This is a genomic window from Acidiferrimicrobium sp. IK (assembly GCF_025499425.1).
Taxonomy (GTDB): Bacteria; Actinomycetota; Acidimicrobiia; order Acidimicrobiales; family Palsa-688; genus Acidiferrimicrobium.
Genome location: NZ_JAIMCB010000003.1, coordinates 115,558 through 128,016 on the forward strand (window position 1 = coordinate 115,558; position 12,459 = coordinate 128,016).

The window sequence follows — 12,459 nt, forward strand, 5'->3', positions numbered from 1 at the left end:
TCGTGCGGGCCCCGCCGCCCGCGACCAGGAGCCGCGCCGGCGCGACGGGCGGGGAGATCGGGCGGCCCTTGAACTCGCTCGCTCCGCGCCGTCGGGCCGGGCAGGATGTCTGCATGGCGGACGAGACCACCCCAACCAAAGAGCGCGACGCCAGCGGTGCCGCTGGCGCGTTCAGCGACCCCCGCCGCTACGTGGCCATACCTCGCCTGTCGGGTCTGGCCGCGTCCGGGCCCGGAGACCGACTGGTCGGATCCATCGCCCACCTCGACTCGGCGGGTGGGCGCCACGTGTCGGCGATCTGGGAGCTCGACCCGGCCGGCGGGCAGCTGGCGCGCCGGCTGACCCGCTCCGACAAGGGGGAACGCTCCCCGGCGTTCGCGTCGGACGGGTCGATCCTGTTCATCTCCGACCGCCCCCGCCCGGGCGGCACGGACGATGACGCGTCGGCGCTTTGGCGTCTACCCGACGGAGGCGGCGAACCCTGGGTCGTCGCGGCGCGGCCCGGCGCGGTCACCGCCGTCGCCGCGGCACGCGACCAGCCCGTCGTCGTGTTCGCCGCCAAGGTCGCGCCCGGCGGGCGAGACGACCCCGCCGACGAGGCGTGGCACAAAGACCGCTCCGACCGGAAGATCACCGCGATCCTCCACGAGACTCTGCCCGTGCGGCAGTGGGACCACGAGATCGGCCCCGAGGAGGTGCACTACTTCGCCGGCGTCTTGCGACCGGTCGGCGCGGGCGGCGCAGGCGCCGACGCCAGCGCCGGTCACACCGACACTGACACCGGCCTCGTCGAGGTCCGGGACCTGACCCCCGACGCCGGCCAGGCCCTCCAAGACGCCAGACCGGTGCTGAGCGCCGACGGAACGACCGTCGTCACGTCCTGGCAGACCTCCCTGCCGGAGGGACGGGTCCGGGTGGATGTCGTTGCCATCGAGGTTGCCACCGGCGCCCGGACGGTGGTGGCATCCGCTCCCGACGCCTACTGGTACTACGAGAGCCCGACCATCTCGCCCGACGGGCGGGTTGCCTGCCTCGCCCAGTCACGCGGCAAGCCCGACGAGCCCTACCTGACCCAGGTCGCAGTCGTCGACCGCGCCGGCGGGTCCCCGCGCCACCTGGACCTCGGAGACCTCTGGCCGGCGGAGGTCACGTGGAGCTTCGACGGGCGCACCCTCGTGGTGGCTGGCGATCGAGCCGGCCACCACCCTCTGTGCCTGGTCGACCCGGACACCTCCGAAGTGCACGTCGTCCAAGCCGGCGGGAGCTGGACGCACCCGGTGCCCGTCGCCGACGGAGGGATGTTCGTGCTGCAGTCGGGGATCGGAATGCCGCCGCGCCCGGTCCGTCTCGACGCCAGCGGCAACGCTCAGGCCGTCCAGGCGCCCGGGTCGGTGCCGGTCCCGGGGAGGATCGAGGAGCTGAGCGCGACCGCGGAGGACCGCACGAACCTGCGGGCGTGGCTGGTGCTGCCCGATGGGGCGTCCGCCACCGAGCCCGCGCCGCTGGTGCTCTGGGTCCACGGAGGCCCTTACGGCTCCTGGAACGACTGGAGCTGGCGCTGGAACCCGTGGCTGATGGCCGCCCGGGGGTGGGCGGTGCTCCTCCCGGACCCGGCCCTGTCGACCGGCTACGGGCTGCCGTTCCTGCAGCGCGGCTGGCGGCAGTGGGGAGGCAACCCCTTCGGTGACCTGATGGCGCTGACCGACGCAGCCGAGCAACGCGACGACATCGACGAGAGCCGGACCGCAGCGATGGGCGGCTCGTACGGCGGCTACATGGCCAACTGGATCGCCGGCCACACCGGCCGGTTCAAGGCGATCGTCAGCCACGCCAGCATCTGGTCGCTCGAAGGGTTCCAGCCCACCACCGACCTGCCCTCCGCGTGGTCCGACCAGTGGGGCCGCCCCGCCGAGGACCCGGAGTTCTACCGGCGGTGGTCACCGGATGCCTACGTCGAGGCGATCACGTCGCCGATGCTGGTGATCCACGGAGTAAACGACTACCGCTGCCCGGTGAGCGAATCGGTGCGGCTGTGGACCGACCTGGTGGAGCACGGCAAGGTCGCCAAGTACCTGTCGTTCCCCGACGAGAACCACTGGATCCTCCAGCCGGGGGACGCCACCGTCTGGTACGAGACGGTGTTCGCGTTCCTCGACCACCACGTGCTCGGCCGGCCATGGGAGCGTCCGTCGCCGTTGTGAGCCGCAGCGCGGACCGCGGCTGCGAGGAGGTGGGGAAAGAGGAGCGGACCAGGAACAGTCATCGCCGCGAGGTTCCGCCGGCGCGACGCAGCGGTCCGCCGCTTCGCGATAGCCCCGGAACAGCCGAACCGCACTTCGATGAGGACCGGCGCTACCCCTCAGCTTGTGCGGCACGCCGGCTCAACGCGGCGGTGGCGACGAGCACCGCGGCCAGCGTGAGCACCTCCAGCGACGTGGCCGTGAGCCCGGTGCGGAACCGTTCGTCGAACACCGCGGTGCCGATGACCACGCTCATCAACGGGTTCGCCGTGTTGATGGCAGGGAGGCTGGCGATCATCGGACCGGCCCGGTAGGACAGCTGGCTCAGGAGGAGGGCCGCGGCGCCGACGACGATGAGCGAGTAGAAGTCCCAGCTGACCAGCAGCGGGACCACCCCCTTGGCCAGTACGTCGGTCGATACCTTGATCAGCGCCGCGCTACCGGCCAAAGCGATGCCCGCGGCGATGCCGAGGAGCATGGCGGTCCGTTCCTGCGGCGCCCGGCGGGCCAGGACCACGCACACCGCGATGGACGCCGCACCGGTCGCGAAGGTAGCGAGGGCCGGGACCGTGTCGATGCCGTGGTAGCCCTGGCGGGCCGGGGTGGCCGTAACCAAGAACAAGACCAGCGCCCCGACCAGCACCACCGCCCACCGCAGGTCGCTGCGACGAAGCGGCGGCCCGCCCACCCACCGGCTGGCCGGGAGCGCGAACAGCACCCCTGCGATGAGCAGCGGCTGGACCAGCGTGAGCGGACCCTCGTGCAGGGCCAGAGCGTGCAGTCCGAGACCGGTGCCGAGAAGCGCCGTGCCGAGCATCCAGCGCCGCGACGTGACGCTGCGTCGAGCGAACGTGGTGACGGCGCGGAGGTCTAGACCGCCGAGATGCTCGCTCGCGGTAGCGACCCGGTACTGCAGCGCGGTGCCGGCAGCGAAGAGCGCGGCGGCGCCCAGACCGCTGACGGCAGCCACGGAGGTGCTCACGACCGGTCACTATGGCCCGTCGACCTGAGGGGATGGTGAACGGCCGGGCGGACGGCGATGGCATCGGCTTCACGGTCCCTTCAGGGAAGCGGGTCACTATTCGCCCGCCCGGCCGGTCCCGATGGCCGGCTCGAGCAGGGAGCGAGCGGTGACCAACCAGCGAGACGCCGGCAGGATGAGCGGTCCAGTCCCGCCGGCGCGCCGCGGGCCGTCGCCGGTGCTGCAAGGACCGTCGCGGGCCGGTGCGTCACCGGGACGGGGCAAGGCCCGCCTGAGACGGGATCGCGGCGTCGAGGCCAACGCCCGCCTGATCGGCGCGACCGGATTGGTGCTGCTGATCATGCTCTTCGCCGAGGGCGTCACCATCGTCGGCATCGGGTCCCACCTGTCGTGGCACGTCGCCATCGGCCTGGCCCTGATCCCGCCCGTCGCTTTGAAGCTGGGCGCCACGTCGTGGCGCTTCGCCCGCTACTACCTCCACGACGCCCGCTACCGGGAAGCCGGCCCTCCGGTCCCGCTGCTGCGGGCGCTCGGCCCGGTAGTCGTGGTCACCACCGTTGCGGTGCTCACCACCGGCGTTTTGGCGTGGCGTGAGGGGCCTGACGCCCACGGGATGATCACCCTCCACAAGCTGAGCTTCGTCGCCTGGTTCGCGGCCATGGCCGTCCACGTGCTGGCCCACACGCTGCGGGCCACCCGCCTCACGCTGGCTGACTTCGGCACCCGCCGGCAGCGGGCCGCGGCGGTCTACGGCCCGCTGCGGCAGGGTCTGGTGGCCGGCAGCTTGGTGGCGGGCGTGGCCCTTGGAGCCGTGTACTTCCACCTTCCCGCCGACTGGGCGGCGTGGACCCACCGCGTCGGCTTCCACTGAGCCTTCAGGGTCGGAGCCTTCAGGGTCGGAGCCTCCGGGTCGGCGCTGGTTACCGGCCGGCCGCGTCCACGACCTGATCGCCGGCCCCGTTGGGCTCGACCACCCCGGCCAGGTCTTCGTCGGCTGAGTTGAGGATCCGGGCCGCGCTCGCCGCCGGCGGCCGGTACGCCACCCGCACCGCCGCGCCGGCCAGGAGGCACAGCGCGGCGGCCACCGCTGCGTCGGCCCAGTAGTGGTTGCCGGTCGCAACCACGGTGAAGACCGTCAGCAGGGGGTATCCGACGACCAGCCAGCGCATCCTGCTGCGGGAGGCGTAGAGCACGCCGCCGGCGACGACGAGCGCCCACGCGACGTGCAGCGACGGCATGGCCGAGAGCTGATCGATGCCGGGCGCGCCACCCGCGTAGTCGGACGGCCCGACCAGGGCGCCGGTGTCGACCACACCCAGGCTCGGGATCAGCCGGGGCGGGGCGACGGGCAGGAGCTGGATCAGCAGGCTCGCGCCGGTAACCAGCGCCACCACGGTCCGCACCTGCGGGTAGCGCTCACGGTGACGGACAAACAGCCACACCAGCAGCAGACCCAGGGCCGGAACGTGAGCCTGGGCGTAGAACACGTTCAGCCAGTGCACGACACCCCGGTGGCCGAGGACCAGGCGCTGCAGCGATCGCTCGCTCGGCAACCCGAGGGTGCGCTCAGCCGCCCAGATGCGCCGGCCCCGGCCGAGCGCCAGCGCGGCGCGCCCGAGAGACCACCGCCCGGCGTACTGCCACATCGCGTAGAGCACCAGGACCAGTGTCAACTCCTTGGCCCACGGGTGGACGAGGCGCGCCACGCGACGGCGACGGTGCCGCGACACGCTCCACGCGACGCCGGTGACCGCGGCCATCTCCGCGGCGTCCTCCCACGGCAGCCACTGCAGCATCGCGCCACGCTAACGTCGCAGTGCAACCACACGCGGGAGCTCGGGCGCACCGGGCTGAGAGGGCGACAGGAGCGTCGCCGACCGCTCGAACCTGACCGGATAATGCCGGCGTAGGGACGGGAGACACGATGGCCGTCGAGATCGAAGCCGGGGACCTCCCCGACGGGCCGAGGGACCGCGTCACGGCCGTAGGCTCGATCGTCACCGTCGCAGGCGACCGGCACTCCGAGGCGCCGGCGACGCTGCTCGAGCCGGTACCCCAACCGCTCGGCTTCACCGACCAGCTCGGCTTGTGGGGCAACCTCGGCGTCAGCCTGCTCGGTTTCACCGGAGCCATCTTCGTCCTCCAGCCCTACGGGACCGGCACGCCCGAGCTGTCGATCGTGGCCGCGGTGGTCGCCACGGTGGTCGGCACCCTGCTTGGAACGCTGGCCGTAGCCGCGGCCGGGGTGCCCGGCGCCCGGACCGGGGCACCGGCGATGGTCCTGCTCCGGGGGTTGTTCGGCGCCCGGCTCTCGTACCTGCCGACGGTCCTCAACGTCGTCCAGTGCCTCGGGTGGGGGATATTCGAGCTGGTCACCATCGCCACCGCGGCCCACACGGTGGCGCCCGGCCTGCCGCACTGGGCAGCGGTGCTCATCGCCGGGGCGGCGACGACCGCCCTCACCCTGCGCCCGCTCGGCGCGGTCCGGGTCCTTCGCAAGTACGTGACGGTGGCGGTGGTCGTGGTGGTGGCGTACCTGTTCGTCGAGCTGGCCCGCCACCCGTTGCCTTCGCTCACCAGGGGCAGCTGGTCGGGGTTTTGGGTGGCGATGGACTCGACGGTGGCGGTCGCGGTGTCGTTCGTGCCCCTCGCCGCCGACTACACCCGCCACGCCCGCAGCGAACGCACAGCCTTCGCCGGCACCCTGATCGGTTACAGCGTGACCCAGGTCGCGTGCTACCTGCTCGGCCTGCTGGCCCTGGTCACCGTGGCCCGGACCCCCGACGACATCTACGGCGCGTTCATCGCCGTGCCGCTCGGGACGGTGGCGTTCGCGGTGCTCGCCGCCCGGGAACTCGATCAGTCCTTCGCCAACGTCTACTCGACCGCGGTGTCGCTACAGAACTTCCGCCCGGGCTGGGACCGGCGCATCCTCTCCGTCACCCTGGGTGTGGTCACCACCGTGGCCGCCTTGTGGTTCCACATCGCCGACTACCAGAACTTCCTGTCGCTGATCGGGTCGGTGTTCGTGCCGATGTTCGGGGTGTTGGTGGTCGACTTTTTCGTGGTCAGCCGGGACCGCTGGGACCTGTCGGAGGGCTCGCCGGCCAGGTGGGCCCGCCTGGTGCCGTGGGCCCTCGGGTTCGTGACCTACCAGCTGATCAACCCCGGCTACGTCTCCTGGTGGGTGTCGGGATGGGCCGCGGTCAACCGGGCGCTGGGCTTCACCCCCGCAGGGTGGATGAGCGCGTCGCTTTGCTCCCTGGCCGTGTCGATGGCCGCCACCCTGCTGCTCGGCGGCGTGGAACGCATCGCCGGCGCGCTCCGCCGGGGATGACCGCCACCGCCCACGGGATGGGGCGCGAGCCGGTCGATCCGGACTGGCCGCCGATCACCGAGGACGAGGCCCGGGCGGTGCTCGACGCGTGGGGCATGGAGAGCCGAGGGGTGGCGTGGCGATCGCCGCGCCCGTTCTCGGCCGCCGCGCTGGTCGACGTGACCGGCGGGGAGGCGGTGTTCGTCAAGCGCCATCACCGCCTGGTCCGTTCCTCGGACGCGCTGGCCGTCGAGCACGCCTTCGCCCGCCATCTCCTAGCTGGAGGCCAGCCCGTCGCGGAGGTCATCGACCGTCCTGGCGGCACTACGACCCTCGGCGCGGGGGAGTGGACCTACGAGGTGCAGCGGCGGGCGCCGGGTGACGACCGCTACCGGGACGCCCTGGCCTGGACCCCCTACCGAGACGCCGGCGACGCCCGGGGTAGCGGGGCGGCGCTGGCCCGCTTCCACGCCGCCGCTGCCGGCTGGGATCACCCGGGGGTACCGGCCGGGGTGCTGACCGGCGGGAGTCGCATCGCCACCGACCCCGACCCGATGTCGGCCGTCGCTCGCCTGGTGGGCTCCCGGCCGGGACTGGCGGCGTGGTTGGCGGGCCGCGACTGGGAGGCCCAGCTCGGCCCGTTGCTGGAGCCGTGGGAGGCGCCCCCCTCCGGGTCGGGGTGGGGGCACGGCGACTGGCACGCCACCAACCTCATGTGGTCGGGTTCGGAGGTGGCCGGGATCGTCGACGTCGGGCTGGCCGGACCGACCGGAGCCGAGTTCGACACCGCCGTCGCGATCGAGCGAGCCGTGGTCGGCTGGCTGGACCTGGCCGAGGGCCGCCCGGTGCCGGTCGACTGGGGCGGGGTGGCCGCGCTGCTCGACGGGTACCTCGCGACCCGCCCGCTCGACTTGCCCGGCGTGGCCCGGGCCCTGCCCCTGGCCCACGTCGACTTCGCGCTGTCCGAGGTGGAGTACTTCGCGGCGGTGGTCGGCGATCCGGTCAACGCGGAGCTGGCGTGGGACGGATACCTCTGCGGCCACCTGGCGTGGTGGGCCGGTCCGGGCGGGCGCCGGCTGATCGATGAGGTGCAAGCGGGCGCGACGCGCTGACCCGCGACGGTCACGCCGCAGGTCCACCGGCCTAGCGCGAACCAGCCTCGAAGCCCAGTCCGGGCGGGACCACGACCACACCGTCGGCGCCGAGGGGGAGCGGCGTGACCGCGACGGCGGCGGCCGGGTCGAGCGGCCCGTAGAGGTGAGGGAAGGTGTCGTCGCCGACGGGTTCTTCGCGCACCTCCGGCGCCAGGCGGGCCGGGTCGAGGGTGACCAGCACGACATCGCGGCGGTTTCGGTAGAAGCGGGCCGCGGTGGCGGCGATCTGGCGGCCCCGGCTCAGGTGGATGAACCCTTCCTCCTCGAGCGTCCGCCCCACGGTGGACATCGTGTAGCTGCCCGCTGCCACGGCCGCGTCCCAGTCGGCGGCCAGGGCCAGGTGGTAGAGGGGTTCCGGTTCCACCCGATGACAGTAGCGACCGGCCCATTTTCCATTACCATTACGACCGCGTTCTATGGTCGGTAAACCCCCAAGTCCTCGGGGAGACCGTCCTCCACCCCATCCGCGGGGGGGAGGTGAGTCTCCCGTCATGTTGACCGCCTCCATCGAGGCCACCTCGGCGACGCCGGTCGTGGCCGTCGCGCTGGCGCTGGCCCTAGCTGCCGTGCTCGGCGTGTTCCTCGTGTCGTTCCTGATGTACCGGCGCTCCGGCCGTCGCTGAACCTGCGAAGGCCGACCGGAGGGGTCAGGCCTCGCTAAGCCAGGCCGGCGCCCGCTCGAGCAGGTACTGGCTGACCGCCAACGCCCGGTCCAAGGTGTCGCAGAGCAGCTCCTCGCCACCGAGGATGCGGGCCAGGGAGATCTGCTGGCGGGCGACGATGGTGATCCGCCGCTCCGCCGGGTCGGTCGCCGACGCGTAGCTATCGATGGCCGAGGACTCGAGAGGCAGCTCGATGCCCCCGATTCCGGCCAGGTCGATGGCCAGGCGCAGGAGGTCGGGACCGTGGGGGAGCGGCGGGAGTGCCCAGGTGAAGGTGAGCGGGAAGTGGAAGTCGTCGGGAGGCTCCGCGTCCTCCGGCAGGTCGACGACCGCGTCCTCGAACGACAACAGCACCCTCGGGTCGACCTCGAGCGCCAGGTGCAAGTCGAGGGGGCCGTTGCAGCCCTCCTCCGGGTGGAGGTCCACCTCCCACGCCTGGCGCAGCGAATAGGTCTCCACGAAGTGGCGCTCGTCGTGGACATGGAACCCATGGTCGACGGCGTGATCTTTGATCTCCGCCACGTACCCCGCAACATCGATGACAGCCACAGCGACTCGATGCTATCCGGCGGAGCCCGGCAGCCAGCGGTAGCGGGTCCAACCCTCGACCGGCTTGGCGCCGAGACCGTCGTAGAAGTCGATCGCCCCGCGGTTCCAGTCGAGGACCGCCCACTCGACCCGACCGTCGGTCCGGGCGGCCAGCGCGTCGAGCAGCTCGCGGGCCAAACCGGCCCGTCGGTGGGCGGGGCGCACGAACAGGTCCTCCAGCCACACACCCGGACGCCCGACCCACGTCGAGTAGGTCCGGAACCAAAGCGCCATGCCCGCGACCGTTCCGGGGTCCCCGGCCGGGTGGGCGATCAACACGTGGGCCGCGGGATCGGGGCCGAACACGTGGCGGCGGAGGTCCTCGGGGTCGAGATCCACCTCGTCGCCCGACTCCTCGAAGTCGGCGAGCTCCTTCACCATGGCGCAGATCTCGTCCAGGTCGTCTTCGGTGGCGTTGCGCACGGGCATCGGCAGCACGGTACCGTCCAGGTGTGACCGCAGGCGGACGAGTGACCACTGACGCCTCCGTCCTAGAGGTGCTCCACGAGGTGGCCTCCGCGGTCAAGGCCAGCCTTGAAGGCCTCGGGGACTGGGGACTGGCCGGGACCAGGGAAGGCCAGTACAAGAGCGACCTGGTGGCGGACCAGGCGGCCCTCGAGGTCATCGACGCCGCCGGTTTCGGCGCGGTGTCGGAGGAGTCCGGGGCTCACCACCCGGACCGGGACGTGATCGTGGTCCTCGACCCCGTCGACGGTTCGACCAACGCCAGCCGCGGCCTGCCGTGGTGGGCGACGAGCGCCTGCGCCCTCGACCGGCACGGGCCGCTGGCCGCGGTGGTGGTCAACCAGGCCACCGGCACCCGCTTCGCGGCGATCCGCGGCGGAGGGGCCACCCGAGACGGGGTGCCCATCGCTCCGAGCGGGGCCACCGACATCGGCGCCTCCATCGTGGCTTTCTCCGGCTACCCGGGGACGTACTTGGGGTGGTCGCAGTTCCGTTCCCTCGGCGCCGCGGCCCTCGACCTGTGCGCGGTGGCGTGCGGGTCGCTCGACGCGTTCGTCGACTGCGGCGGCACATCCCTGGCGCCTTGGGACTACCTCGGCGGCATGCTGATCTGTCAGGAGTCAGGCGCCGCGGTGGGGGAGGCGTTCGGGCGTGACCTGGTGGTGAGGGAGTTCGGTCCCCGACGCACCGCGGTCGCGGCGGCCACCCCCGAGCTGCTGGCCACGGTCGTCGCTGCCCGCGTGTCGCTCTCCGAAGGGCCGCCACCAGCGGACTGAGACCCGAGCGCAGGAACGTTCGTTCCAGCCGCCGGAAATCCCGTAATTCTGTTGACGGGACGAACCGGACGTGCTGGGATACGTCGAGCCGGGGGGTCGTCCTCTGGCCGCCGTCCGGGCGTAGAGCAGGGAGGAGGACGAGATGGGCACCAAGATCGACCCGCGCATCGTCGCCCTGGCTCCCGCGCGCTCAGTTTCGGGCTGGACGGGCGTCTACGGGGGTACCGGTGCGACCGGGTTCACCACCGGGTCCGCGCGTCCGCGCGTGCAGGACACGAAGCTCCACATGGTGGCGGCCGACGCCATCAACGTGTGGCCTTCGAGCCTCTCGGGACCATGTTCTGGATAGCACCAGACATGCTCCGATTGACGGGCTCGAAGGCCGCCGGGAAATTCCCGGCGGCCTTTCTTATTGCCAAACGACCGACCGACGAGGACCAGCAACCACCACACGCACCCGTGCAACGACTGAAAGGGAAGGCGACATGTTCGCCCCGCAACTGATCGACGAACTGATGGACGCGCTGAGTAAAGCCTCGTCGCTGCAGTGGGACGAGGCCCGCTGCCGCGACGAGACCGGGGCCGCCACGGGCCTGTTCTTCTCCGACCAGATCCCCGACATCAACCGGGCCAAGGCCATCTGCGCCGGCTGCCCGGTGGCCGAGCCCTGCCTGCAGGGAGCCCTCGAGCGCCAGGAACCCTGGGGTGTTTGGGGCGGCCATCTCTTCGCCAACGGCAAGATCCTGGCCCAGAAGCGCAAGCGGGGCAGGCCACCGAAGAACCGTCCGGCCGAGGAGAGCATCCAGCTCACGGCCTGACTGAGGCCGGGAACCGGCCGGATCGGCTGAGCCCCGGGATTGGCCACTACCATTGGCCGTCCCGGGCGCTTAGCTCAGTTGGTAGAGCGCCGCCCTTACAAGGCGGTAGTCGGGGGTTCAAATCCCTCAGCGCCCACGTTGCAAACCTGCAGGTCAGAGGCCACTTCTTGTGCTCGGATGGAGTTGGATGAGTCGGAGAACAGTTGATGGTTCATGCAACTGTGGTCACGATGAGGGCCGAAACGTGACCATTAATGGTCACGACCGGCCACGGGACTGCGGGATCTGACCTCGAGTAGCAGCCGGCGTTCGTCGTCGTCTGCTCGCGTCGATTGCCCGGGCGCGCGTCCTCAGCCACGTGAGAGCTTCCTGCGGGCTGTCTGGGGCAAGTCTGTGATCACGAGCTAGTAGTTCCAACGAGGCGCATCCGAGGGCGCTGACCGAGACGCTGAGTTCACGGGCAAGATCTTCAATCCTGGAAGCCACCGCCGGGTCGATCCTGAAGACCCATCGCTTGAGAGACGGGTGGTGGTCCGCCGTGTCGTCGAGCACCTTGTCTTACCTGTGCGCTGCTCTGTCGCGGACTAAGAACACCAGGGAGCTTGCTGGCGAGAAACCGACTCCTGTCGTGGTTGGTGGGAGCGGGTCCCCATGGGGCATCCTCCGCTGGCCCGTCCGGCGCACCCGCTGCTCGAATGACCCCAGCCCCGCGAGTTGAACCGTTTGTCCCATTGCCAGCGCCTCGCGAACAGTTGCGATAACGCCGTAGACGGCAACCCCGGGGTCGCCCACATTGGCTGCCGCCAGGATCGCCACCAAGCCGTCCTGATCTAGATGGCTCCTACGGGCCACTTCGGCGGCAACCACCTCCTCGATGAGAAGGCGCTCTGCCTTCGTCAAGAGCACTGACGGTCGCCCTGGGCGCCGGGGAGAATGCATCGACGTGAACCTAGCTACACATAGGACCACATAGCAATAACTTTCCTACTAGCCACTAGCTCGTGACTGACGACCGCGCCACGTTGTATGCCTCGGTTTCTCGGGAGAGCTACACTGCCTGGCGGGATCTCGCTGCCGAGCACGGCGTGACCTTGGCCGCGTTGGTCGACGCCCTCGGTCCGCGACTTCGGGAGACGCCCGGGCCGGACCTGCCTCAACTGTTCGTAGGCGCGATCGAGGAAGCGCGGGCTATCTCGGCTCAACGTCGCAGCCGACGTCGGCCGGAAGGCGTTTGAGCGCCACCCACCCTCGAGCGAACGAGGGGAACCCGGCAACCCGCCACCGTCAAGACGTCAGTCGCGGGATGGCAGGTCAGACCCGCGCGGTAGCTTGCCGCCCCTTTCACCCCGACCGAAGTGACGGTGCCTACTAGAGCACCCAGCGCAGCGCGGCGGCGCAGCCGGCAGGGTTCACCGGGAATCTCTCTACCCCCGACAGCGCGCTGACCCCACCCAAGAT

General features: G+C 71.2%; 13 protein-coding genes, 1 tRNA gene and 1 riboswitch. Of the genes, 9 read left to right on the top strand and 5 right to left on the bottom strand.

The genetic code is table 11. The features are described from left to right. Positions 1-113 precede the first annotated feature (113 nt). Positions 114-2,201: an alpha/beta hydrolase family protein gene (locus tag K6U06_RS06160; protein WP_262321030.1), complete on the top strand. Its 2,088-nt coding sequence runs from the start codon at positions 114-116 to the stop codon at positions 2,199-2,201. 151 nt (positions 2,202-2,352) lie between these two features. On the opposite strand, the gene K6U06_RS06165 is transcribed toward K6U06_RS06160, so the two are convergent. Next, positions 2,353-3,222: a DMT family transporter gene (locus tag K6U06_RS06165; RefSeq protein ID WP_262321031.1), complete on the bottom strand. Its 870-nt coding sequence runs from the start codon at positions 3,220-3,222 to the stop codon at positions 2,353-2,355. 148 nt (positions 3,223-3,370) lie between these two features. Between K6U06_RS06165 and K6U06_RS06170 the strand changes: the two genes are divergently transcribed. Then, positions 3,371-4,093 (top strand): hypothetical protein, encoded by a 723-nt coding sequence (locus K6U06_RS06170; RefSeq protein WP_262321032.1) that lies wholly within the window; start codon positions 3,371-3,373, stop codon positions 4,091-4,093. A 49-nt stretch (positions 4,094-4,142) separates the two neighbouring features. Here the strand turns inward: K6U06_RS06170 and K6U06_RS06175 are convergent, their stop codons facing one another. Then, positions 4,143-5,018, bottom strand: a complete 876-nt coding sequence (locus K6U06_RS06175; RefSeq protein WP_262321033.1) for a phosphatase PAP2 family protein — start codon at positions 5,016-5,018, stop codon at positions 4,143-4,145. A gap of 22 nt (positions 5,019-5,040) precedes the next feature. Continuing rightward, positions 5,041-5,153: riboswitch (TPP riboswitch) on the top strand. Between K6U06_RS06175 and K6U06_RS06180 the strand changes: the two genes are divergently transcribed. Then, the gene (locus K6U06_RS06180) at positions 5,147-6,559 is read left to right on the top strand and encodes a purine-cytosine permease family protein (RefSeq protein ID WP_262321034.1); all 1,413 of its coding nucleotides are present in this window, start codon (positions 5,147-5,149) and stop codon (positions 6,557-6,559) included. Its footprint overlaps the riboswitch before it by 7 nt. Then, positions 6,556-7,650, top strand: coding sequence for a phosphotransferase (locus tag K6U06_RS06185; RefSeq protein WP_262321035.1), 1,095 nt, complete (start codon positions 6,556-6,558; stop codon positions 7,648-7,650). Before K6U06_RS06180 ends, K6U06_RS06185 begins: the two co-directional genes overlap by 4 nt. A gap of 31 nt (positions 7,651-7,681) precedes the next feature. Here K6U06_RS06185 and K6U06_RS06190 read toward each other — a convergent pair whose 3' ends face one another. After that, on the bottom strand, positions 7,682-8,056 hold the full coding sequence (locus tag K6U06_RS06190) for a DUF952 domain-containing protein (protein WP_262321036.1): 375 nt from the start codon (positions 8,054-8,056) through the stop codon (positions 7,682-7,684). Positions 8,057-8,183: 127 nt separating this feature from the next. Here K6U06_RS06190 and K6U06_RS06195 point away from each other — a divergent pair, with 127 nt between their 5' ends. Beyond that, positions 8,184-8,315 (top strand): hypothetical protein, encoded by a 132-nt coding sequence (locus K6U06_RS06195; RefSeq protein ID WP_262321037.1) that lies wholly within the window; start codon positions 8,184-8,186, stop codon positions 8,313-8,315. Between the two features lie 24 nt (positions 8,316-8,339). Here the strand turns inward: K6U06_RS06195 and K6U06_RS06200 are convergent, their stop codons facing one another. Continuing rightward, a complete protein-coding gene (locus K6U06_RS06200) occupies positions 8,340-8,903 on the bottom strand; it encodes a hypothetical protein (protein ID WP_262321038.1) in 564 nt (187 codons plus the stop codon). Between the two features lie 12 nt (positions 8,904-8,915). Beyond that, on the bottom strand, positions 8,916-9,371 hold the full coding sequence (locus tag K6U06_RS06205) for a GNAT family N-acetyltransferase (RefSeq protein ID WP_262321039.1): 456 nt from the start codon (positions 9,369-9,371) through the stop codon (positions 8,916-8,918). A gap of 23 nt (positions 9,372-9,394) precedes the next feature. Between K6U06_RS06205 and K6U06_RS06210 the strand changes: the two genes are divergently transcribed. The 4 genes from K6U06_RS06210 (at position 9,395) to K6U06_RS06225 (ending at position 11,137) form a co-directional block, all read left to right on the top strand. Further along, a complete protein-coding gene (locus K6U06_RS06210; protein WP_262321040.1) occupies positions 9,395-10,183 on the top strand; it encodes an inositol monophosphatase family protein in 789 nt (262 codons plus the stop codon). A 142-nt stretch (positions 10,184-10,325) separates the two neighbouring features. Further along, on the top strand, positions 10,326-10,532 hold the full coding sequence (locus tag K6U06_RS06215) for a hypothetical protein (protein WP_262321041.1): 207 nt from the start codon (positions 10,326-10,328) through the stop codon (positions 10,530-10,532). A 136-nt stretch (positions 10,533-10,668) separates the two neighbouring features. After that, the gene (locus K6U06_RS06220) at positions 10,669-11,001 is read left to right on the top strand and encodes a WhiB family transcriptional regulator (protein ID WP_316044694.1); all 333 of its coding nucleotides are present in this window, start codon (positions 10,669-10,671) and stop codon (positions 10,999-11,001) included. 63 nt (positions 11,002-11,064) lie between these two features. After that, positions 11,065-11,137, top strand: a tRNA-Val gene (locus tag K6U06_RS06225). Positions 11,138-12,459: the final 1,322 nt, after the last annotated feature.

Excerpts from the sequence above, each read along its gene's own strand:
- K6U06_RS06160 (WP_262321030.1), top strand. The coding sequence starts at position 114 with ATGGCGGACGAGACCACCCCAACCAAAGAGCGCGACGCCAGCGGTGCC.
- K6U06_RS06175 (WP_262321033.1), bottom strand. The coding sequence starts at position 5,018 with ATGCTGCAGTGGCTGCCGTGGGAGGACGCCGCGGAGATGGCCGCGGTC.
- K6U06_RS06180 (WP_262321034.1), top strand. The coding sequence starts at position 5,147 with ATGGCCGTCGAGATCGAAGCCGGGGACCTCCCCGACGGGCCGAGGGAC.
- K6U06_RS06185 (WP_262321035.1), top strand. The coding sequence starts at position 6,556 with ATGACCGCCACCGCCCACGGGATGGGGCGCGAGCCGGTCGATCCGGAC.
- K6U06_RS06195 (WP_262321037.1), top strand. The coding sequence starts at position 8,184 with ATGTTGACCGCCTCCATCGAGGCCACCTCGGCGACGCCGGTCGTGGCC.
- K6U06_RS06205 (WP_262321039.1), bottom strand. The coding sequence starts at position 9,371 with ATGCCCGTGCGCAACGCCACCGAAGACGACCTGGACGAGATCTGCGCC.
- K6U06_RS06215 (WP_262321041.1), top strand. The coding sequence starts at position 10,326 with ATGGGCACCAAGATCGACCCGCGCATCGTCGCCCTGGCTCCCGCGCGC.
- K6U06_RS06220 (WP_316044694.1), top strand. The coding sequence starts at position 10,669 with ATGTTCGCCCCGCAACTGATCGACGAACTGATGGACGCGCTGAGTAAA.